At 70.9% G+C, this 21847-nt stretch carries 17 protein-coding genes and 1 pseudogene; 12 read left to right on the forward strand and 6 right to left on the reverse strand.

Annotated elements, in window-relative coordinates; genetic code table 11:
* The first annotated feature begins 215 nt into the window (after window positions 1-215).
* Window positions 216-776, forward strand: a complete 561-nt coding sequence (locus tag ACQYWQ_RS23025; RefSeq protein ID WP_431037138.1) for a TetR/AcrR family transcriptional regulator — start codon at window positions 216-218, stop codon at window positions 774-776.
* A gap of 364 nt (window positions 777-1140) precedes the next feature.
* Here the strand turns inward: ACQYWQ_RS23025 and ACQYWQ_RS23030 are convergent.
* A pseudogene (locus tag ACQYWQ_RS23030) lies at window positions 1141-2118 on the reverse strand (murein hydrolase activator EnvC family protein); the annotation flags it as partial.
* A gap of 135 nt (window positions 2119-2253) precedes the next feature.
* Between ACQYWQ_RS23030 and rpsB the strand changes: the two are divergent.
* From rpsB to ACQYWQ_RS23075, 9 genes are all read left to right on the forward strand, one after another.
* Window positions 2254-3171: a 30S ribosomal protein S2 gene (rpsB, locus tag ACQYWQ_RS23035; RefSeq protein WP_431037140.1), complete on the forward strand. Its 918-nt coding sequence runs from the start codon at window positions 2254-2256 to the stop codon at window positions 3169-3171.
* A 161-nt stretch (window positions 3172-3332) separates the two neighbouring features.
* Window positions 3333-4172: a translation elongation factor Ts gene (tsf, locus tag ACQYWQ_RS23040; protein ID WP_431037141.1), complete on the forward strand. Its 840-nt coding sequence runs from the start codon at window positions 3333-3335 to the stop codon at window positions 4170-4172.
* A 187-nt stretch (window positions 4173-4359) separates the two neighbouring features.
* Window positions 4360-5133, forward strand: a complete 774-nt coding sequence (gene pyrH, locus ACQYWQ_RS23045) for a UMP kinase (RefSeq protein ID WP_431037142.1) — start codon at window positions 4360-4362, stop codon at window positions 5131-5133.
* A gap of 185 nt (window positions 5134-5318) precedes the next feature.
* Entirely contained in the window at window positions 5319-5876 is a 558-nt protein-coding gene (gene frr, locus ACQYWQ_RS23050; RefSeq protein ID WP_008745390.1) for a ribosome recycling factor, read from the forward strand.
* Entirely contained in the window at window positions 5876-7021 is a 1146-nt protein-coding gene (locus ACQYWQ_RS23055; protein ID WP_431037143.1) for a phosphatidate cytidylyltransferase, read from the forward strand. The genes frr and ACQYWQ_RS23055 overlap by 1 nt, the downstream gene beginning before the upstream one ends.
* Window positions 7022-7287: 266 nt before the next feature.
* Window positions 7288-8397: a 23S rRNA (adenine(2503)-C(2))-methyltransferase RlmN gene (gene rlmN, locus ACQYWQ_RS23060; protein WP_030995513.1), complete on the forward strand. Its 1110-nt coding sequence runs from the start codon at window positions 7288-7290 to the stop codon at window positions 8395-8397.
* A gap of 442 nt (window positions 8398-8839) precedes the next feature.
* Window positions 8840-9928: a thiamine ABC transporter substrate-binding protein gene (locus ACQYWQ_RS23065; protein WP_431039307.1), complete on the forward strand. Its 1089-nt coding sequence runs from the start codon at window positions 8840-8842 to the stop codon at window positions 9926-9928.
* 131 nt (window positions 9929-10059) lie between these two features.
* Entirely contained in the window at window positions 10060-11847 is a 1788-nt protein-coding gene (locus ACQYWQ_RS23070) for an ABC transporter permease (protein WP_431039308.1), read from the forward strand.
* Window positions 11847-13001, forward strand: coding sequence for an ABC transporter ATP-binding protein (locus tag ACQYWQ_RS23075; RefSeq protein ID WP_431037145.1), 1155 nt, complete (start codon window positions 11847-11849; stop codon window positions 12999-13001). The genes ACQYWQ_RS23070 and ACQYWQ_RS23075 overlap by 1 nt, the downstream gene beginning before the upstream one ends.
* A gap of 91 nt (window positions 13002-13092) precedes the next feature.
* Here the strand turns inward: ACQYWQ_RS23075 and ACQYWQ_RS23080 are convergent, their stop codons facing one another.
* The 5 genes from ACQYWQ_RS23080 to ACQYWQ_RS23100 form a co-directional block, all read right to left on the reverse strand.
* On the reverse strand, window positions 13093-13509 hold the full coding sequence (locus ACQYWQ_RS23080) for a VOC family protein (RefSeq protein WP_431037147.1): 417 nt from the start codon (window positions 13507-13509) through the stop codon (window positions 13093-13095).
* A gap of 170 nt (window positions 13510-13679) precedes the next feature.
* Window positions 13680-14825, reverse strand: a complete 1146-nt coding sequence (locus ACQYWQ_RS23085; RefSeq protein ID WP_431037148.1) for a hypothetical protein — start codon at window positions 14823-14825, stop codon at window positions 13680-13682.
* Window positions 14807-15559, reverse strand: coding sequence for an ABC transporter ATP-binding protein (locus ACQYWQ_RS23090; protein ID WP_431037149.1), 753 nt, complete (start codon window positions 15557-15559; stop codon window positions 14807-14809). The genes ACQYWQ_RS23085 and ACQYWQ_RS23090 overlap by 19 nt, the downstream gene beginning before the upstream one ends.
* Window positions 15560-16331: 772 nt before the next feature.
* Window positions 16332-17711 (reverse strand): aspartate aminotransferase family protein, encoded by a 1380-nt coding sequence (locus ACQYWQ_RS23095; RefSeq protein WP_431037150.1) that lies wholly within the window; start codon window positions 17709-17711, stop codon window positions 16332-16334.
* Window positions 17696-18184, reverse strand: a complete 489-nt coding sequence (locus ACQYWQ_RS23100) for an Lrp/AsnC family transcriptional regulator (protein ID WP_431037151.1) — start codon at window positions 18182-18184, stop codon at window positions 17696-17698. Before ACQYWQ_RS23100 ends, ACQYWQ_RS23095 begins: the two co-directional genes overlap by 16 nt.
* A gap of 220 nt (window positions 18185-18404) precedes the next feature.
* Between ACQYWQ_RS23100 and ACQYWQ_RS23105 the strand changes: the two genes are divergently transcribed.
* Entirely contained in the window at window positions 18405-19841 is a 1437-nt protein-coding gene (locus ACQYWQ_RS23105) for a gamma-aminobutyraldehyde dehydrogenase (protein WP_431037152.1), read from the forward strand.
* A 738-nt stretch (window positions 19842-20579) separates the two neighbouring features.
* Window positions 20580-21797, forward strand: a complete 1218-nt coding sequence (locus ACQYWQ_RS23110; protein WP_431039309.1) for a polyamine ABC transporter substrate-binding protein — start codon at window positions 20580-20582, stop codon at window positions 21795-21797.
* Window positions 21798-21847: the final 50 nt, after the last annotated feature.

Below are 21847 nucleotides of genomic sequence, written 5' to 3' on the forward strand. Positions count from 1 at the left end.
GAGCGCGGGGGACGCCGCGGGGCCGGATGCGGCGTGGGGACCTGCCCGCGGTGGCGGGGTGGGACATGGCGCCCTACCAGTGGCGGCCGGATTCCTCGGCGAGCGGTGCGCTTTGCCAGAATTTGACCTCCTTTCATGTATCGGCACCCCGCGCCCTGGGCCGAGGGAAGCGACGTCCGTAAAGTGGACGGGTGCCAAGGATTCGAGCGGCCTCCGTGGCCGAGCACCGAGCGATGCAGCGCAGTGCCCTGCTGGACGCCGCGCGGACCCTGCTGTCCGAAGGCGGAACCGAAGCGCTGACCTTCCCCGCGCTCGCCGAGCGCACCGGCCTCGCCCGGTCCTCGGTCTACGAGTACTTCCGTTCCCGGGGCGCCGTCGTCGAGGAACTCTGCGCCGTCGACTTCCCTGTCTGGGCCGCCGAGGTCGAACTCGCCATGACGGAGGCGCCCACCGCGGCGGGGAAGGTCGAGGCGTACGTGCGGCGCCAGCTGGACCTGGTCGGGGACCGCAGGCACCGTGCTGTCGCCGCGATCTCCGCCAGCGAACTCGACCGCGGTGCGCGCGAGAAGATCCGCGCCGCGCACGGCGGCCTCGTCGGTCTCGTCGTGGAGGCGCTCAGCGAACTCGGCCACGAGGAGCCGCGTCTCGCGGCGATGCTCCTCCAGGGTGTCGTCGATGCCGCCGTGCGACGGATCGAGCTCGGGGTCGTCGAGGAGCCGGGGAAGATCGCCGACGCGGCCGTCGCCCTCGCTCTGCGCGGAGTGACCGGCCGCTGATTCGCCGCTCCCTGCGGGTGGGCCGGCCCAGGCTGTCCGCGGTGGGCCTGCCATGTGAAGCGGCCGCGTGCGGTTGCCGCTCCTCCGAGGAGGCCGGGAGCGGCCGTTCCGCAGCGGAAACCGAAACGGGTCGCCGCGTGGAAGCCCGCCGCGCGGCGTGCCGGTGGGAGGGCGGCGGGAGCGGAGCGTGCGCGGCGGGGCCCGCCGAGGCGACTGACGGCGCCGGAGGGAGCGGGAGGGGGCCGGACGGCGGGAACAGCCGGGACGGGCCGAGTCCGAGCAGCTCGGGCGGCAGCAGGCTCAGCGGGTTGAGGTACGTCTTCCCGCGCCGCAGACCCCAGTGCAGGCACGGAGTCCCGCAGTGGTAGGCGCCGGTTCCGCTCAGGATGCCGAGCGGCTGCCCCGCGTCGACAATGTCCCCCTTGCGGACGGACGCCACGACGGGCTCGTACGTCGTCCGCAGCGGCGGGCTGCCGGTGCCGGGCAGTTCCACGCTCACCACCCCGCGGCCCCCCACGGGCCCGGCGAAGACGACCCGGCCGGCCGCTGCCGCCCGTACGACCGTGCCCTCGCGCGCTCCCAGGTCGACGCCGCGGTGCCCGGGTCCGTACGGAGTGGCCGGAGGCTCCCAGCCGCGCAGCACCGGGGGCGGCGAGGACACCGGCCAGGAGCGCGCGCCGGGGTCCGGAGCGGGAGAGGAGGCCTGTTCCTTCGCACGGCCGCCTTCCCCCGTACCGCCGCCACTGCGCCTTGAGGCTGTGGATTCCCGCACCGATGTACTGCTTGTCTTACGAGTGCCGGTCGTACGAGTGGTAGTCGTACGGGATGAAGCGGGCTCCTTTTTGTCGGAGCGGCGCCGCTCCGGGCAGTCGGCGGTGTGCGTTCGCGGCGGGGGCTGTGCCGCAGGAGGTGCCGTCGCGGGGGCCCGGTTCGCCGTACAGCTGTGCGGGGCGCCCTCCGGGTTTTCTTGCGTGGCCCATGTGGCCGCCCAGGCCGCCAGTGAGGCCGCGAGAGTGGCAGTCGCTGCTGCGAGGGCTGCCGCGCCCAGGCGCAGCAGCGAGCGGGCGCGAAGTGAACTCCCAGGGGTGGTCGCCATGAGTGACCCTCGCCTTTCTCTGTGCAGGTCAGACCGGTGCGCAGGCGGGACTGCACCGCGCACGATCACGGAGAGTCGCTCTCCGTGAGTAAAGAGTGACGTATGCGCAAGGTGGGAGGCGCCACTTTCTGGCGATCTGTGGATAACTGGCCCGTTACGGATATCGCCGTCACCCGGAAGCGTGGCGGTCCCGTACACTTCTCGTGGCGATCCGGGGTCCCGGATCGACTTCGCACGCCCCGACATCGGTGGGATTCGCCCCGTACGACGGTGGGTTCTCCGATGTCCGCGCTTCTCGGTCCCTTGTGGCGCAGCGCGACCGGGGCGTCAGGAGCGTCGGCCGACCGGCCGGCGCAACCGGGAAAACAAGGAGATACGGCCATGGCCGTCGTCACGATGCGGGAGCTGCTGGAAAGCGGCGTCCACTTCGGTCACCAGACCCGTCGTTGGAACCCGAAGATGAAGCGCTTCATCTTCACGGAGCGCAACGGCATCTACATCATCGACCTGCTCCAGTCGCTGTCGTACATCGACCGCGCCTACGAGTTCGTCAAGGAGACCGTCGCCCACGGCGGCACGGTCATGTTCGTCGGCACGAAGAAGCAGGCGCAGGAGGCCATCGCGGAGCAGGCCACCCGCGTCGGCATGCCCTACGTGAACCAGCGCTGGCTGGGCGGCATGCTCACCAACTTCTCCACCGTCTACAAGCGCCTCCAGCGTCTGAAGGAACTGGAGCAGATCGACTTCGAGGACGTGGCCGCCTCCGGCCTCACCAAGAAGGAGCTGCTCGTTCTCTCCCGCGAGAAGGCCAAGCTGGAGAAGACGCTCGGCGGTATCCGCGAGATGCAGAAGGTGCCCAGCGCCGTCTGGATCGTGGACACCAAGAAGGAGCACATCGCCGTCGGTGAGGCGCGCAAGCTCAACATCCCGGTCGTCGCGATCCTCGACACCAACTGCGACCCCGACGAGGTCGACTACAAGATCCCGGGCAACGACGACGCGATCCGCTCCGTCACCCTGCTCACCCGCGTGATCGCCGACGCCGTCGCCGAGGGCCTCATCGCCCGTTCCGGCGCCGCCACCGGTGACTCCAAGCCGGGCGAGAAGGCCGCCGGTGAGCCGCTGGCCGAGTGGGAGCGCGACCTGCTCGACGGCGACAAGAAGGACGAGGCCGCCGCTGAGGCCGAGGTCCAGACCTCCGCCGAGACCGAGAAGGTCGCCGACGCCGAGGTCGCCGAGGTTCCGGCCGCCGAGGCCGCGGTCGCCGAGACCACCGAGGCGCCGGCCGAGCAGGCCTGACCTTCCGGGGTTGGCGACGGCGGGGGCCACGAGGCCCCCGCCGTCCACCCGTAGAATCCCGCGGTCCGAGGGTGTCCACGCCGCTCACCCTCTGGTGGCGGCGGCAGGGAACGCGCCGTACGGACCGCGCCCTCCAGACTTCGAGAAAGACTCACAGGATCATGGCTGCGAACTACACCGCTGCCGACGTCAAGAAGCTCCGCGAGCTGACCGGCGCCGGCATGATGGACTGCAAGAAGGCGCTCGACGAGGCCGAGGGCAACGTCGACAAGGCCGTCGAGCTTCTCCGCGTCAAGGGCCAGAAGGGCGTCGCCAAGCGCGAGGGCCGCTCCGCCGAGAACGGCGCCGTCATCTCCCTTCTCGCCGACGACCACACCTCGGGTGTCCTCGTCGAGCTGAAGTGCGAGACCGACTTCGTCGCCAAGGGCGAGAAGTTCCAGGCCGTCGCCAACACCCTCGCCGAGCACATCGCCAAGTCGTCCCCCGCCGACCTGGAGGCCCTTCTCGCCTCCGAGATCGAGCCCGGCAAGACCGTTCAGGCGTACGTGGACGAGGCCAACGCCAACCTCGGCGAGAAGATCGTCCTCGACCGCTTCGCGCAGTTCTCCGGCGGCTACGTCGCGGCGTACATGCACCGCACGATGCCCGACCTGCCGCCGCAGATCGGTGTTCTCGTCGAGCTCGACAAGGAGAACGCCGAGGTCGCCAAGGACGTCGCGCAGCACATCGCCGCCTTCGCGCCGAAGTACCTCTCGCGCGAGGACGTCCCGGCCGACGTCGTCGAGTCCGAGCGTCGCGTCGCCGAGGAGACCTCGCGCAACGAGGGCAAGCCCGAGGCCGCGCTCCCCAAGATCGTCGAGGGTCGCGTCAACGGCTTCTTCAAGGAGGTCACCCTCCTCGACCAGCCGTTCGCCAAGGACAACAAGAAGTCCGTCAAGAAGGTCCTGGACGAGGCCGGTGTCACCCTGAAGCGCTTCGTGCGCATCAAGGTCGGCATCTGAGTCCGTACCACGACCGGCTCAGCTCCCGCCCGGTGCCCGCCGGACGGGACGGAGAGCCTCTTGTCCCGTGCCCCACTGGGCGCGGAACAAGGCGCTGATCTGACGAGGAGGCCATTGCCGTGCACGGGGTGCCCACAACGCCCGCCGGCAATGGCCTTCTTGCTATGTGCATCACGAGGAGAACCCCATGACGACGGCCGAAGCCGACAAAACCACCGATTCCAGCGTGCACGGCAAGGGCGCCGGCCGCTTCTTGCTGAAGCTGTCCGGTGAGGCGTTCGCCGGTGGTGGCGGGCTCGGGGTCGACCCCGACGTGGTGCACACCATCGCGCGCGAGATCGCCGCCGTCGTACGCGACGGTGCGCAGATCGCCGTCGTCATCGGCGGAGGCAACTTCTTCCGCGGCGCCGAGCTTCAGCAGCGCGGCATGGACCGCGCGCGCTCCGACTACATGGGCATGCTCGGCACGGTCATGAACTGCCTCGCGCTCCAGGACTTCCTGGAGAAGGAGGGCATCGACTCCCGTGTCCAGACGGCGATCACGATGGGGCAGGTCGCCGAGCCGTACATCCCGCTGCGCGCCGTGCGGCACCTGGAGAAGGGGCGCGTCGTCATCTTCGGCGCCGGCATGGGGATGCCCTACTTCTCCACCGACACCACCGCCGCGCAGCGCGCCCTGGAGATCCACGCCGAAGCCCTCCTCATGGGCAAGAACGGCGTGGACGGCGTCTATGACTCGGACCCGAAGACCAACGCCGACGCCGTCAAGTTCGACGCGCTCGGGTACGGCGAGGTCATCACGCGCGACCTCAAGGTCGCCGACATGACCGCCATCACCCTCTGCCGCGACAACCAGCTCCCGATCCTCGTCTTCGAGCTGCTGACCGCGGGCAATATCGCCCGGGCGGTCAAGGGTGAGAAGATCGGCACGCTCGTGAGCGACCAGGGCACTCGGGCCTGACCGCCGCGTGCTCCGGCCGCCCTCGCGGGCGAGCACGGAGCGCCGCCGCCGGGTGACGGGATGGACAAAGCCCCGTCGCTCGGACACCGTGCAGTACGGAAGCGACGCAGCCGGACCTGTGCGCCTCTCGCCCCCGCGGCGGGACGAACCTCATCAGGCCAACTCAAGACACGCAGGAGCAAGTGGTGATCGAAGAGATCCTCCTCGAAGCAGAGGAGAAGATGGAGAAGGCCGTGGTGGTCGCCAAGGAGGACTTGGCTGCCATTCGTACCGGTCGCGCGCACCCGGCGATGTTCAACAAGATCGTCGCGGACTACTACGGGGCGCTGACGCCGATCAACCAGCTCGCCTCGTTCTCGGTGCCCGAGCCCCGTATGGCGGTCGTGACCCCGTTCGACAAGAGCGCGCTGCGCAACATCGAGCAGGCCATTCGCGACTCGGACCTCGGCGTCAACCCGAGCAACGACGGCCACATCATCCGGGTGGTCTTCCCCGAGCTGACCGAGGAACGCCGCAAGGAGTTCATCAAGGTCGCGCGGACCAAGGGCGAGGACGCGCGCGTCTCGATCCGCGCCGTGCGCCGCAAGGCCAAGGACGCCCTCGACAAGCTGGTCAAGGACAAGGAGACCGGCGAGGACGAGGTACGTCGCGCGGAGAAGGAGCTCGACGACACCACCGCGAAGTACGTCGCGCAGGTGGACGAGCTGCTCAAGCACAAGGAATCCGAGCTGCTTGAGGTCTGATGAACGACTCTTCCTGGGACGCGCCGTCCCGCACCGGATACGGCGAGCCGTGGCCCACCTCCGGACAGGGGGCTGCCTCGGCGGGTCCCGTGTACGAAGGGCATGACGTCCAAGAGACTCGGCCCATGCCCATCGTGCCCGACGTACCCGCGAACGGCGGCGACCAGGACGACGACCGGGGGGCCGCTCGGCTGAGTGCTCCCCTGTTCCGCGACGAGGTGCCGCGGGAGCCCGGCCGGCCCGATCCCGTACCCCCCGTCTCCCCGGCCGCGCAGCCGTCCCCGACGCCCGCGCAGTCGTCCTCGGCACCGAGCCCCGGCCGGCAGAAGAAGAGCGCCGGCCGGAACCTGGGCGCGGCCATAGGGGTCGGTCTCGGTCTCGGTGTCGTTGTCGTCGCGTCGTTGTTCATCGTCAAGGCCGTCTTCGTCGGCGTCATAGCGGTCGCCGTCGTCGTCGGCCTGTGGGAGTTGACCTCCCGCCTGGCCGAACGCAAGCAGATCAAGGCGCCGCTGATCCCGCTCGCGGCGGGCGGCGTCGCGATGGTCGTCGCGGGCTACGTGCGGGGCGCCGAGGGCGCGTGGGTGGCGATGGCGCTGACGGCGCTCGTCGTGCTCGTGTGGCGGATGTTCCAGCCGCCGGAGGGCTACCTGCGGGATGTCACGGCGGGCGTGTTCGCGACGTTCTACGTGCCGTTCCTCGCGACGTTCGTCGCGCTGCTGCTCACCGCGGACGACGGGCCGCGGCGGGTGCTGCTCTTCCTCGTGCTCACGGTCGTCAGCGACACCGGGGCGTACGCGGTGGGCTGGCGCTTCGGCACGCACAAGCTGGCTCCCCGCATCAGCCCCGGCAAGACGCGCGAGGGGCTGTTCGGCGCGGTGAGCTTCGCGATGGTCGCCGGGGCGCTGCTCATGCAGTTCATGATCGACGACGGACAGTGGTGGCAGGGCCTGCTCCTCGGCATCGCCGTCGCGGCCAGTGCCACCCTGGGTGACCTGGGTGAGTCGATGATCAAGCGGGACCTGGGGATCAAGGACATGGGGACATTGCTTCCCGGCCACGGCGGCATCATGGACCGGCTCGACTCGTTGCTGCCCACGGCACCCGTCGTGTGGCTGCTGCTCGTCCTGTTCGTCGGCTCGGGCTGAGGCCCCGGCGGCGCTCGGGCCGGGGCCCCGGGAGCCGGACTCCGGCCGAGGTCCGTCCTTCGGCTCGGAATGAGGTCCGGGCGCGCGTTACGCTGAAAGGGTCCGCCGTGATGTACGGCGGACCCTTTCTTGTACGGGCGCACGCCGCGTCGCGCCCCGCGCGGCGACGTCGCGTGCACCGTACGCCGCCCCGAGGCGCCCACCCGGCGTGTCGTCGCGTCCCCAGGGGCGCGCGACGCCGCACCGTATTTGAGGAGTACTGGCCCATGCCGCCCGCACCGGGAGAACTCACCTTCGTCGCGCCGCGCGGTGCCAAGAAGCCCCCTCGCCACCTCGCCGACCTCAGCCCCGCCGAGCGCAAGGAGGCCGTCGCCGCCATCGGCGAGAAGCCCTTCCGCGCCAAGCAGCTCTCGCAGCACTACTTCGCCCGCTACGCGCAGGACCCCGCGCAGTGGACCGACATCCCCGCCGCGGCGCGGGGACGGCTCCAGGAGGAGCTGCTGCCCGAGCTGATGTCGGTCGTGCGTCACATCTCGTGCGACGACGACACGACGCGCAAGACGCTGTGGCGCCTCTTCGACGGCACGCTCGTCGAATCGGTGCTCATGCGCTACCCCGACCGCGTCACCATGTGCATCTCCTCCCAGGCGGGTTGCGGGATGAACTGCCCCTTCTGCGCGACGGGGCAGGCCGGCCTGGACCGCAACCTCTCGACGGCCGAGATCGTGCACCAGATCGTCGAGGGCATGCGCGCGCTGCGCGACGGGGAGATTCCCGGCGGACCGGCGAGGCTCTCCAACATCGTCTTCATGGGCATGGGGGAGCCCCTCGCCAACTACAACCGCGTCGTGGGCGCGATCCGACGGCTCACCGACCCGGAGCCGGACGGGCTCGGGCTCTCGCAGCGCGGCATCACCGTGTCCACGGTGGGCCTGGTGCCCGCGATCCATCGCTTCGCGGACGAAGGGTTCAAGTGCAGGCTCGCCGTCTCGCTGCACGCCCCGGACGACGAGCTGCGGGACACATTGGTGCCCGTCAACACGCGGTGGAAGGTCCGCGAGGTTCTCGACGCCGCGTGGGAGTACGCGGAGAAGTCGGGGCGCCGGGTGTCCATCGAGTACGCGCTCATCCGTGACATCAACGACCAGGCGTGGCGTGGCGACCTCCTGGGCCGGCTCCTGAAGAACAAGCGCGTGCACGTCAACCTCATCCCGCTCAACCCGACGCCCGGGTCGAAGTGGACCGCGTCGCGCCCGGAGGACGAGCGTGCCTTCGTGGACGCGATCGCGGCGCACGGTGTGCCGGTGACGGTGCGCGATACGCGGGGGCAGGAGATCGACGGCGCGTGCGGGCAGCTGGCGGCGGCGGAGCGCTGAGCGGAGCCGTGCCGCGCGGCGCGAGGCGGCGTGGTACGGGGCGGCGTGGTACGAGGCGCCGCCGCGTACCACGCGGCGGCGCGACATACGGTGCGGCGGCGCGTGGCACATGGCGGGGCGGAGGGACGGCGCGGGGGGTGTGCGACCTGTAGGCCCCGTGCGGCGTAGCGATAGGGTGTGCGAGCACCATCGCTCGCGGCGTGTCCGGGAGCGCGACATCTTCATACTCCGTACGACGTACACATTCCGACAGGGGAGCGCCGCAGCGCTGAGAGTGCGACATCACACTGGTCATCGGTGTACAGGTCGCAGACCCTCTGAACCTCGCCCGGGTCATTCCGGGTAGGGAGTTCGGACACCACTCATGCTGTTGTGCCCTGCCTGCGGCCTCGTCGGCCGCGGGCAGGGCCGCGTCTTCTCCTGGCCACTCCAGGAGGAATCCATGACCACCCGCCGCAGGACCGTCGCCGCCATAGTCGCGGCGGGTCTGGCCGCCACGGGCCTTGCCGCCTGTGGCGACGACTCGGGGAACGATGCCGGCTCGTCGAGCGGCAAGACCGTCACACTCGTCACCCACGACTCCTTCGCCGCGTCCAAGGGCGTGCTGAAGAAGTTCCAGGAGCGGACCGGGTACCGCCTCAAAGTTCTCAAGAGCGGCGACGCAGGGCAGGCGGTGAACCAGGCCGTCCTCACCAAGGGGCACCCCCAGGGCGACGTGTTCTTCGGCGTCGACAACACGCTGCTGTCCCGCGCCCTGGACCAGGGAGTCTTCCAGCCCTACGAGGCGAAGGGCCTCTCCGCGGTGCCCGCCGGTCTCCGGCTCGACGGAACGCGCCATCGCGTCACTCCCGTCGACACGGGCGACATTTGCGTCAACTACGACAAGAAGTACTTCAAGGGCAAGAAGCTGGCGCCGCCGCAGACACTCGACGATCTCGCCGATCCTGCCTACAAGAACCTGCTCGTCACGGAGAACACCGCGACGTCCTCGCCGGGGCTCGGCTTCCTCCTCGGCAGCGTCGCGCAGTACGGGGAGCAGGGCTGGAAGACCTACTGGAAGAAGCTCCGCGCCAACGGCGTCAAGGTCGTGGACAGCTGGGAGCAGGCTTACAACGAGGAGTTCTCGGGCTCCGCGGGCGGTCGCAAGGCCGGCGGCGACAGGCCGCTCGTCGTCTCGTACGCCTCCAGCCCGCCCGTCGAGGTCCTCTACGCGGACCCACAGCCCAAGGACGCTCCCACGGGCGTCGCCACGGGGACGTGCTTCCGGCAGACGGAGTTCGCGGGGCTGCTCGACGGCGCGCCCAACCCTGAGGGCGGCAAGGCGTTCCTCGACTTCCTCCTGAGCGATACCTTCCAGCGGGACATGCCGCTTCAGATGTTCGTCAATCCCGTCGTCAAGGGGACGCCGCTGCCGGATCTGTTCACGCGGTATGGGGCGAGCGCCGACGGAGCGCGGACCGTCGCGCCGCAGAAGATCGCCGAACACCGTGAGGACTGGATCAGCGCCTGGACCTCACTGGTCGTCAAGTGAGGACGCGCGGGACGTCGTCGCGGTGGGCGTCGCACGAGGCGCCGGTGCGCGACGTACGTCGCGCGGACACGTCGCGACGTCCCGCGCGCCCGCGCCCCACCACGTCACGTGCCGCGGCGCGACGTCGCGTCATCGCGCCGCTGCTTCTCCTCGCGGGCCCCGTACTCTTCTTCGCCTTGTTCTTCGGCTACCCCGTCGCGGCGATCGTGGGGCGTGGCCTGCACACGTCGGCGGGGTGGCAGCTCGGCGCCGTCACCGACGTCCTGGGGCGAGGCGACATACGCGATGTGCTCTGGTTCACGACGTGGCAAGCCCTGGCCTCGACGGCGTTGACGTTGCTCCTGGCGCTGCCCGGGGCGTACGTCTTCGCGCGCTTCGCCTTCCCCGGGAAGGGGGCGCTGCGTGCCGTTGTCACGGTGCCGTTCGTCCTGCCCACCGTCGTGGTCGGCAGCGCTTTCCTCGCCGTACTCGGACGCGGCGGGCTGCTGGACGAGCTGTGGGGCGTGCGCCTCGACACCACGGTGTGGGCGATCCTCGCGGCCCACGTCTTCTTCAACTATTCCGTCGTGGTGCGCACGGTGGGCGGCCTGTGGGCGCAGCTGGACCCACGGCAGGAAGACGCCGCGCGGACCCTGGGCGCCTCGCGCTGGGCGGCTTGGCGCACCGTCACGATGCCCGCACTCGTACCGGCCGTGGCATCGGCAGCGTTGATGGTGTTTCTCTTCACTTTCACATCGTTCGGGATCGTGCAGATCCTCGGGGGCCCGGCCTACTCGACGCTTGAGGTGGAGATCTACCGGCAAACGGCGCAGCTGCTCGACCTCTCCACGGCGGCGGTGTTGACGCTCGTCCAGCTGGGCGCGGTCGTGGCGGTGCTGGCTCTCCACGCATGGGTGGTGCGCAAGGGTGAGAGCACGTTGCGGCTCGTGGACCCGTCGCGTACGGCGCGGCGGCCACGCGGCGTGGTGCAGTGGATGCTGCTGGGCGGCGTCCTGGGCGTCATCGCGGTCCTTCTCGTGCTGCCGCTGGCCGTGCTCGTCCTGCGCGCCGTCGACACCCCGGACGGTTTCGGGCTGACCTACTTCCGGGCTCTCGGGGCCGCCGACGGGGGCACCTTCCTCGTCGCCCCGATCGCGGCGGTCGGCAATTCGCTCCGCTACGCCGCCGTGGCGACGCTCATCGCTCTCGCCGTGGGCAGTCTCGCCGCCGTCGCTCTCAGCCGGGAACGACGCGGGCGGGGCGGACGGCGCGGCGGTCTGTCGCGATTGCTCCGCGGCGTCGACGCGTTGCTGATGCTGCCGCTCGGTGTCTCGGCCGTCACCGTGGGCTTCGGGTTCCTCATCGCACTCGACGAGCCGCCGCTCGATCTGCGTGCTTCCTGGATCCTCGTCCCGCTCGCCCAGGCGCTCGTGGGAGCACCGTTCGTCGTACGGACGATGCTTCCCGTCCTGCGCGCCGTCGACCAGCGCCTCCGCGACGCCGCGTCGGTACTCGGTGCTGCGCCCTGGCGGGTGTGGCGGGAGGTCGATCTGCCGCTGGTACGTCGCGCGGTGCTCGTGGCCGCCGGTTTCGCCTTCGCGGTGTCACTGGGTGAGTTCGGTGCCACCGTCTTCCTTGCCCGCCCCGACAACCCGACGCTGCCCGTCGCTGTCGCGCGACTCCTGGGGCGTCCCGGCGACCTGAACTACGGGCAGGCAATGGCACTCTCCACCGTCCTGATGCTGGTGTGCGTGGTCTCCCTGCTCGTCCTGGAACGGCTGCGCCCGCGCGACTTGCGCGACGGGGGCGCGGCCTCGTCCGCCCCTGGACGGTCGCGCGCCCCCACTGCCACTGATGCGCGCCCGGCTCCGGCACCGCGCCAGGACCGGGCGCTCAACGGCCCCGCCGAGGGGCCCCGTACGAAGGAGAGGTCGCACTGATGCCGCGCTTCAGCCGTGCACGGCGCCAGGACGTCGCGGAAGACGCCGCGCGCGACGTGGATACGTCGCGGGTGGCGATGTCGCACGTCGTGGCCGCCCGGCAAGAGGGAGCCGAGGGCGGCGCGGCGTTGCGCGTCGAAGGTGTCACCGTGCGCTTCGGGAGCCGCAGGCCGGCGCTCGACACGGTGGATCTGTCGGTACGTGCGCACGAGGTCGTCTGCGTCCTGGGTCCGAGCGGTAGCGGGAAGTCGACGCTGCTCCGCGCGGTCGCGGGCTTGCAACCGCTTGACGCGGGGCGCGTGTGGCTCGGGGGCGAGGACCAGCGCGACGTACCGGTGCACCGGCGCGGTGTGGGGCTCATGTTCCAGGACCACCAGCTCTTCCCGCAGCGCGACGTCGCGGGCAACGTCGCGTTCGGGCTGCGTATGCGACGTGTGCCGGCGAGCGTCCGTGAGGAGCGCGTGGCCGAGTTGCTGTCGCTCGTCGGGCTCGCCGACGCGGGACGTCGCGGGGTCGCTTCTCTCTCGGGCGGCGAGCAGCAGCGCGTCGCCCTGGCCCGTGCGCTCGCGCCTCGACCGGGCCTGCTCATGCTCGACGAGCCGTTCGGCCAGCTCGACCGGACGCTGCGCGAACGGCTCGTGCAGGAGTTGCGCGAGCTGTTCACCGGGCTGGGCACCACGGTGCTCGCCGTGACGCACGATCAGGGAGAGGCGTTCGCCCTCGCCGATCGCGTCGTCATCATGCGCGACGGGGCGATCGCGCAGTCCGGGGCGCCCCTCGACGTCTGGCGCCGGCCGGCCGATGCGTTCGTGGCGCGTTTCCTCGGCTTCGCCAACGTGGTACCGGGCCGGGTCGCGGGACGCCGCGTGGATACGCCGTGGGGAAGGTTGCCGCTCGCCGGGGGAGCGGCAGCGGTGGCACCGGGAGAGCACACGGTGCTCGTACGGCCCGGGGGAGTCCGCCTCGTCGCGGAGCCGGGAGGCCTTCCGTGCGAGGTCGTCGCGCGGACCTTTCACGGCACCCACGTCTCCGTGCGGCTGCGTCCGCACGACGCGCCGGAGATCGAGGCGACGTGCGCGTTGCACGAGGCGCCGGAGCGCGGGGATCACGTACACGTCGGCTTCGACGCCCAGGACGTCGTGGTGCTGGACTGAGCGCTACGTCGCGCGCCGGGTACGCCGCGACATGGCGCGCGACGCACGCGGCGTCACGTACGCCCGCCACCGTGACGCGACGTCGCGCGGTTCATCCCTGGACCTGCGCCGGGTCCATCCACACGACCTCCCAGACATGGCCGTCGGGGTCGGTGAAGGAACGCCCGTACATGAAGCCGTGGTCCTCGGCCTCGCGAGCGGGGCTGCCGCCCGACGCGAGCGCGCGGTCGGCGAGCATGTCGGCCTCCTCCCGGCTGCGCGCACTCAGCGTCAGGAGCACCTCGGTCGTCTCCTTTGCGTCCGCAGGCTTCTTGCCCGCAGGCGTGAACTGCGCGAAGCGGTCCCGCGTATGCAGCATCGCCACGATCGCGTCGCTGATGACCACGCTCGCGGTCCGGTCGTCGCTGAACTGTTCGTTGAGGCGGAAGCCCAGGTCGGTGAAGAACTTCTTCGAAACGGCGAGGTCATCGACAACGAGGTTGACGAAGAACATCTGCTGATAGCTCATCGGGTTCTCCTGATTCGGGAAGGGGAAGGGACGGCGCGTGTGGGGCGCGGGGACATGACGCGCCGAGTGGCGCGACGTGTCCGTACATCCGTAGGTCAGTGATGACCATGGCGCGTGACGGAATTCATCGGTGCCGCGCTCCCGGGGGGCGTCGGCGGGCGTCGTGCGTGTCAGTGGCCGATCGGCAGCGTCGCGAGCGCCGCGACGGCCCACGTCAGAGGCAACAGCACGAGCAGAACGGCCCCCGCGCGAACGGCCACGGCGGTGCGAAGCGTCGCTGCGGGGGTTCCCGACTGCGCCAGCGCCGCGGTGATATCGGTACGGGCCTGCCGGGACTCGACGGCGGCCAGGAGCAGCCCGACCACGGCGCACCCCACCACGAGGCCCGCGCCGAGCGCCGTCAGCGGACCTGTGGCCTTGTACGTCGCGTCGCCACCGTACGCCGCGGAGAGCGCGGCGCCCACCGCGACCGCGACGCCGAGGGGGCGTCCGACGCGGCGTGCCTCCTCCTGGAGGCCGCGTCCCGCGAGGAGGCGTACGGCGCCGGGCTGGCCCGCTTGCAGCAACCTGCCGCAGAGCCAGGTGATCCCCGGGCCCGCGACCGCGAGTCCCGCGGCGATCAGCGCCCAGCCGGCCACGACACCGCCCGGAACGCCGCCTCGTCCCGCGAGGGCCTTGGCGGAGAGGCCGGCCGTTCCCTCGCCGAGCGTGGCGCGTACGGCGAACCCTGCCGCGAGCAGGGCGATGCCCCAGGGAAGGCCCGGAGGCGGCGACGTCGCGGGTGGTGGCTCCTGCGCCGTTCCCGATGCGGCGGGGACGCGGGTGAAGGCGGCTGTCGCCGCCGCGGTCGCGACGGGGACGAGGGTGAGGAGGGTGATCACCGCCGCCACGGGAATGTCGAAGCCGGCGCCCAAGTCCTTCGCCGCGCCGTCGCCGAAGGGGCGGGTGCCGAGGCTGCCGCGGCCGAGGAGGAAGAGGATCAGAGCGGCGACGGAGCCGAGGGCGCAGAAGGCCGCCGTCGCGGTGCCTGTGAGCAGGCGCAGGCCGCGGGGGGAGAGACCGTAGAGCGGGTGGCCGCGTTCGGGGCGCAAGGCGGGGTCGGTGCGGGAGACGGCGACCGCGACGTACACCGTGGCGGCCAGGGGGACAAGGCACCACGCGAGGCGCCGGACCGAGCTTGCCGCGCCCTCGTGCGACAGGGCGTGTCCGAGGGCGGCCAGGAGAAGGAAGCCGGTGCCCGCCGACGCCGCGCTCACGAGGAGACGTCGCGCCTGGACGAGCGGCCTGCCACCGCGTACTAGACGGAGACTGAGCACGTCGCCTTCCCCTCTTCCGTGCCGGGAACGTCGCGTGGGACGGACGTCGCGTGGGCGAGGCGTCCGTCGCGCAGGGAGACGGCGCGGTCGGCGAGTTCCGCCGCTTCGTCGCCGTGGGTGGTGAGGACCATGCTGATGCCGTGTGTGCGCGCCGCGGTGACGAGGGTGCGCAGCAGCACGGCGCGGTCGGCGGAGTGGAGCGTGGCGGTCGGTTCGTCGGCGAAGAGGAGGGCGGGGGTGCCGGCGAGCGCGCGAGCCATCGCGGTGCGGCGCTGCTCCAGGTGGGTGAGCGCGTGGGGACGACGGCGCGCGCAGTGTGCGATGTCGAGGCGTTCGAGCCACTCCGTCGCGACGTCGCGTGCCGCGCGGTGCGGGACGCCGCGCAGCAGGAGAGGCAGCGCGGCGTTTTCCCAGGTGGTCAGCTCCGGGGCGAGGTGCGGCGTCTCCTCCAGCCAGCCGAAGTGGTCGCGGCGAACGCGGGCGCGCCGGGCCGTCGACAGCTCGTGCAGGGGCGCGCCGTCGAACCAGATGCCGCCCTGGTCGGGGCGGACCGTACCGGCGAGGCAGCGCAGCAAGGTGGAGCGTCCACTGCCGCGTGGGCCTCCCACGGCGAGGATCTCGCCGTGTCGCAGGCTGAGCGTTACGTCGCTCAGTACGGGGGAGCCGTGACGGGTCACGTGCAGGCCCTCGGCCCGCAGCACGTCGTCGGCCGGGGATGGCGAGGGGGCAGCCATGCAGTGCACCTCAGTTCCGCTCGGGGCCGTCGGATTCCGGGGCGGCGTCGCGCGGTCCCGGCGGCGACGGTGCCGTACCGCCCGGCGGCGGGCTGACGTCGCTTCCGTGCCCGTCGCGAAGAGCGCGTCGTTCGTCCCTAAATCGCCTGGAACGTAACACGCGGCGTGCCGCGTCGCGCGCCACCCGATGCACGTCGCGACGTGGCGCGCCGCCGGGGGCCGGGAGAGGGGGCGACGCGGCGTCCTTCGGTGCGACGTCGCGCTGCCACGTCGCGCTGCCACGTAGCGCTGCCCACGTAGCGCTGGAGGGGACACGGCGCGGGCGGAGGCGCCGCACGTCGCGTAGGCAGCACGTCGCGTACGCGGCGTGTGACGCACGCGACGTGGCAGCGCGACACAGCGACAACGCGACGTGCCGCCGACGCGACGTGGGTGCCGAGACGTCGCGCACGGGCCCGTGCCGCGCGCGGCGTCGCGCTCGGCGGCGTCACCCCACGTACCGCGCCGTTGCCACGTCGCGCCGCACTCGACGACGTCGCGCCCCCCACGTCGCGCCCCCCCACGTCGCGCCCCCCCACGTCGCGCCCCCCACGTCGCGCCCCCCCACGTCGCGCCCCCCACGTCGCGCCCACTCGACGACGTCGCGCCGCCCCCACGTCGCGTCGCCTTCCCCTTGCCGCCCCGTCGCGTCACCCGCGGGAAAACACCTCGGCCCCGCTCTCACCCGCAAGAGTGAGTCGGGGCCGGGGTGGCAAGGGTGTGCGGGGTGGGGTCAGATCTTCGTCCAGGCCTCGGTGAGGACCTGGCGGATGATGCCCTCGATCTCGTCGAAGGTGGACTGGTCGGAGATGAGCGGGGGCGAGAGCTGGATGACGGGGTCGCCGCGGTCGTCCGCGCGGCAGTACAGGCCGTACTCGTAGAGCTTCTTCGAGACGAAGCCGTAGAGGATGCGTTCGCTCTCCTCGTCGGTGAAGGTCTCCTTGGTGGCCTTGTCCTTGACCAGCTCGATGCCGTAGAAGAAGCCGTTGCCGCGGACGTCGCCGACGATCGGGAGGTCGCGGAGCTTGTCCAGGGTGCCGAGGAAGGCGGTCTCGTTGTCGAGGACGTGCTGGTTGAGGTTCTCGCGCTCGAAGATGTCGAGGTTGGCGAGGGCGACGGCGGCGGAGACGGGGTGGCCGCCGAAGGTGTAGCCGTGCAGGAAGGTGTTGTCGCCCTGGTAGAAGGGCTCAGCGAGGCGGTCGGAGACGATGCAGGCGCCGATCGGCGAGTAGCCGGAGGTCATGCCCTTCGCGCAGGTGATCATGTCCGGCACGTAGTCGAACTTGTCGCACGCGAACATCGTGCCGAGGCGGCCGAAGGCGCAGATCACCTCGTCGGAGACGAGGAGGACGTCGTACTGGTCGCAGATCTCGCGTACCCGCTGGAAGTAGCCGGGCGGCGGCGGGAAGCAGCCGCCGGCGTTCTGGACCGGTTCGAGGAAGACGGCCGCGACGGTCTCGGGACCCTCGAAGAGGATCTGCTGCTCGATCTGGTCCGCGGCCCAGCGGCCGAAGGCCTCGGGGTCGTCGCCGAAGAGCGGCGCGCGGTAGATGTTCGTGTTCGGGACCTTGTGCGCACCGGGCACGAGCGGCTCGAACGGCGCCTTGAGGGCGGGCAGCCCGGTGATCGACAGGGCGCCCTGCGGCGTGCCGTGGTAGGCGACGGCGCGCGAGATGACCTTGTGCTTGGTCGGCTTGCCGGTCAGCTTGAAGTACTGCTTGGCGAGCTTCCATGCGGTCTCGACTGCCTCGCCGCCCCCCGTCGTGAAGAAGACCTTGTTGAGGTCGCCCGGGGCGTGGTGGGCGAGGCGTTCGGCGAGCTGGATCGCCGAGGGGTGCGCGTAGGACCAGACGGGGAAGAACGCGAGGTCCTTGGCCTGACGGAGCGCGGCCTCGGCCAGCTCGGCGCGCCCGTGCCCCGCCTGGACCACGAAGAGGCCCGCCAGGCCGTCCAGGTAGCGCTTGCCCTGATCGTCGTAGATGTACGTGCCCTCGCCCCGCACGATCGTGGGGACGGGCGCGTTCTCGTACGACGACATGCGGGTGAAATGCATCCACAGGTGGTCGTACGCGGTTCGGGAGAGGTCCTTGCTCACGGCTATCGGGTTCCCCACATGTAGGTCTGCTTCTTGAGCTTCAGGTAGACGAAGCTCTCGGTGGAACGCACTCCGGGGAGAGTGCGAATCCTTTTGTTGATGACGTCCAGCAGGTGGTCGTCGTCCTCGCACACGATTTCGGCCAGCAGGTCGAAGGAGCCCGCGGTGAGGACGACGTACTCGACCTCCTGCATCGCGGCGAGCGCGTCCGCCACGAGATCGAGGTCGCCCTCGACGTTGATCCCGACCATCGCCTGCCGCCGGAAGCCCACGGTGAGCGGGTCGGTGACCGCGACGATCTGCATGACGCCCTGGTCGAGCAACTTCTGCACGCGCTGACGCACCGCCGCCTCGGAGAGGCCCACGGCCTTGCCGATCGCGGCGTACGGGCGTCTGCCGTCCTCCTGGAGTTGCTCGATGATCGCCAGCGAGACGGCGTCGATCGAGGAGCTGCCGCTACCGGTCCTGGATTCTGAGCTGCGACTGACCACGCCCTCACTCTGCACGAGGACTCCGCAGTTCCGCAAGCATGAATCAATGAAATCCGTTGTTCACGAGCCTGAAAATCACCGATTTCGCAGCCCGCTGGGAGCGGGTGTGTCGAAAGCGTCACCCCTGCGACTAGGGTGGGCGTCTCAGGCTTTGGACACCGGAGCTTTTGGACAGGGAGCCCAGGACACCGGGCTCCGGACACCGACAGGAGGGCCGGCAGTGACCACCGAACTGCGCCGACTGCGCAACTACATCAACGGCGAGTTCCGCGACGCCGCGGAAGGCGCGACCACGGAGGTCGTGAACCCGGCCACCGGCGAGGCATATGCGACGGCGCCCCTGTCGCGCGCCGCCGACGTGGACGCCGCGATGGACGCCGCGGCCGCGGCGTTCCCCGCGTGGCGCGACGTGACGCCCGCGGAGCGCCAGCGCGCGCTCCTCAGGATCGCCGACGCCTTCGAGGAGCGCGCCGAGGAACTCATCGCCGCCGAGGTCGAGAACACCGGCAAGCCGGTCGGGCTCACCCGCAGCGAGGAGATCCCGCCGATGGTGGACCAGATCCGCTTCTTCGCGGGCGCGGCGCGCATGCTCGACGGGCGCTCGGCGGGCGAGTACATGGAGGGGCTCACCTCCTTCGTACGGCGCGAGCCGATCGGCGTCTGCGCGCAGGTCGCGCCGTGGAACTACCCGATGATGATGGGTGTCTGGAAGTTCGCCCCCGCTCTGGCCGCGGGCAACACCGTCGTCCTCAAGCCCTCGGACACGACGCCCGCTTCGACGGTCCTGATGGCCGAGATCATCGGCTCCGTACTGCCCGAAGGCGTCTTCAACGTGGTGTGCGGCGACCGCGACACGGGGCGCCTCATGGTCGAGCACGACACCCCGGCGATGGCCTCCATCACCGGCTCCGTGCGCGCCGGGGTCGAAGTCGCGGGGTCGGCGGCCAAGGACCTCAAGCGCGTCCACCTCGAACTGGGGGGCAAGGCCCCGGTCGTCGTCTTCGACGACGCGGATCTCGCGAAGGCCGTCGCGGGCATCTCCGAGGCCGGCTACTTCAACGCCGGGCAGGACTGCACCGCCGCGACGCGCGTCCTCGTGCACGAATCGGTGCACGACGAGTTCGTCACCGCGCTCGCCAAGGCCGCGGCCGAACTGCGCACCGCGGGGCCCGAGGACGAGGACGCCTTCTACGGCCCGCTCAACAACGCCAACCAGCTCGCGCAGGTCAGCGGCTTCATCGACCGGCTGCCCGCGCACGCGAAGGTCCAGACCGGCGGACGTCGCGTCGGCGACAAGGGCTACTTCTACGCGCCGACCGTCGTCTCCGGGCTGCGCCAGGACGACGAGATCATCCAGAACGAGGTCTTCGGGCCCGTCATCACGGTGCAGTCCTTCACCGACGAGGCGCAGGCCCTCGCGTACGCGAACGGCGTCGAGTACGCCCTCGCCTCGTCCGTCTGGACGAAGGACCACGCGCGCGCCATGCGGATGTCCAAGGCGCTCGACTTCGGCTGCGTGTGGATCAACACGCACATCCCTCTCGTCGCCGAGATGCCGCACGGTGGCTTCAAGAAGTCCGGCTACGGCAAGGACCTGTCGCTGTACGGCTTCGACGACTACACGCGCGTCAAGCATGTGATGACCTCGCTGGACTGAGGTGAGCCCTCGGGGAGGTCGGCGGGTCCGGGCAGGCGGGCGCGGTCGGCTTCTTGGGGGACTTGGAGGGACGAGGACGGCTCGTGTCGCGCAGGGGCGCGGTGCGGGCCGTCCTTGGTGTTCTTGGTGCGGGGGCGTGGGGTGAGGCGGGGTGGGGTGGGGTGGAGACGCGGCGTGGGGTGAGTGGGGAGGGCGGCAGGTGTCGTGTGTCGCGTGGGGGGCGTTGCGTGGGGGCGTGGTGCGGGGACGTCGCTTCGTGCTGAGGACGTGGCGTCGTGCGGGGGTGTTGCGTGGTGGGGTGCTGCGTCTGGGGGCGGTGCGGCGTTGGTAGGGCGTGCGGCGTTGCGCGCTGAGGGGGCGTCGCGCGCGGTACGGCGCATGGCGTGGCGACGCCGCGTGGAGTACGTCGCGGGGCGTGGCGACGTCGCGTGGGGGCGACGTGGGTACGCGGCGTGCGGGGTGTCGCGTCGCGTGCGCCGCGTCGTGGTGGGGGTACGGGGCGTGCGCGGCGTCGTGCCTTGCGCCGTCGCGGCAGGGCGTCGTCCCAAGGCTGGGCAGCGCATCGTGCCCGTACCGGCATCGACACTGTGTCTCCCGCGCGCCGCCCGCTGGTGGACGCGACGTCGATTGCCGTCGGCGTGTGACGCGCGTCATGCTGCGCGCGTGCCGAAGCCATCGATACCCAGGTCCTTTCCCGCCGACTTCGCCGCGACGTCGGGTGCGTCCTCGGCGGCGAACATGTCGCGTACGTCGCGTGCGCGGCGCGACGTTCTCCCGTCGCGGCGCGGCGTCGTCCCCGCGCGACGTGCCGTCCTGCGCGGTGGCATCGCGGCGGTGGGCGCGCTGGGGCTCGGTGCCTGCGGCGTTCCCGCGGCGTACGTCGCGCCGGCCGACCGTACGGCGGCGGATCGGTCCGCGCACGATCACGTCGTCGACTTCGCCAACTGGCCGCTCTACATCGACACCGACGACAGCGGTCGGCATCGCCCCACGCTCGACGCCTTCTCGCGACGTACCGGCATCCGTGTCCACTACACGGAGGAGATCAACGACAACGATGAGTTCTTCGGCAAGGTCAGCCCCTCGTTGATGAACCATCAGTCAACCGATCGGGATCTGATCGTCATCAGCGACTGGATGTGCGCCCGCTTCGTACGTCTCGGCTGGGTGCAGGAGATGGACCGCGACCGGCAGCCGAACGTCGCGAGCCACCTCGATCCCTCGCTGCGCGACCCGGCCTTCGACCCGGGAAGGCGCTACACGGTGCCTTGGCAGTCGGGCATCACGGGAATCGCGTACAACGCCCGCAAACTGGGTCGCGAGCTCCACCACGTGTCCGAGCTGTGGGACGGCGACCTCAAGGGGCGCGTCACGCTCCTGTCGGGCATGGACGAGGCGTTCGCGCTCCTGATGCAGGGCGAGGGGGTCGACATCACGCGCTGGACGACCGACGACTTCCACCGCATGTGCGACCGTCTCGCCCGGCGCGTGCGCGCCGGGCACATACGCCGCTTCACCGGCAACGACTACATCAAGGATCTGGCTTCGGGCGACGTGCTCGCCTGCCAGGCGTACTCGGGCGACGTGATCCAGCTGCAAGCCGACAATCCGGATATTCGTTTCCTCGTACCGGAGGAAGGCGCGGAGTTGTGGGCGGAGTCGCTCATGATCCCCGACCGTGCCGCGCACAAGCGCAACGCCGAACGCCTCATCGACTACTACTACGAGCCCGAAGTCGCCGCGGCACTCGCCGCGTGGGTCAACTACGTCTGTCCCGTGCCCGCCGCACGCGACGTCCTCGCGGCGTCCAAGGACAAGGAGACCGCCGCGCTCGCCGAGGACCCGCTCATCTTCCCGGACGACACGACGCGACGCCGCCTCGCCATCGCACGCGACATCACGGCGCGGGAGCGCCCCGAACTGGCGCGTCGCTGGAGCGAGACGACAGGCGTATGAAGTCTGCCGACGGGCGGCGTGAGGCCCCATCGGCGAGCGCACATGGCCCG

Origin of the sequence: Streptomyces sp. P6-2-1, from assembly GCF_050613165.1 — a bacterium.
GTDB lineage: Bacteria > Actinomycetota > Actinomycetes > Streptomycetales > Streptomycetaceae > Streptomyces.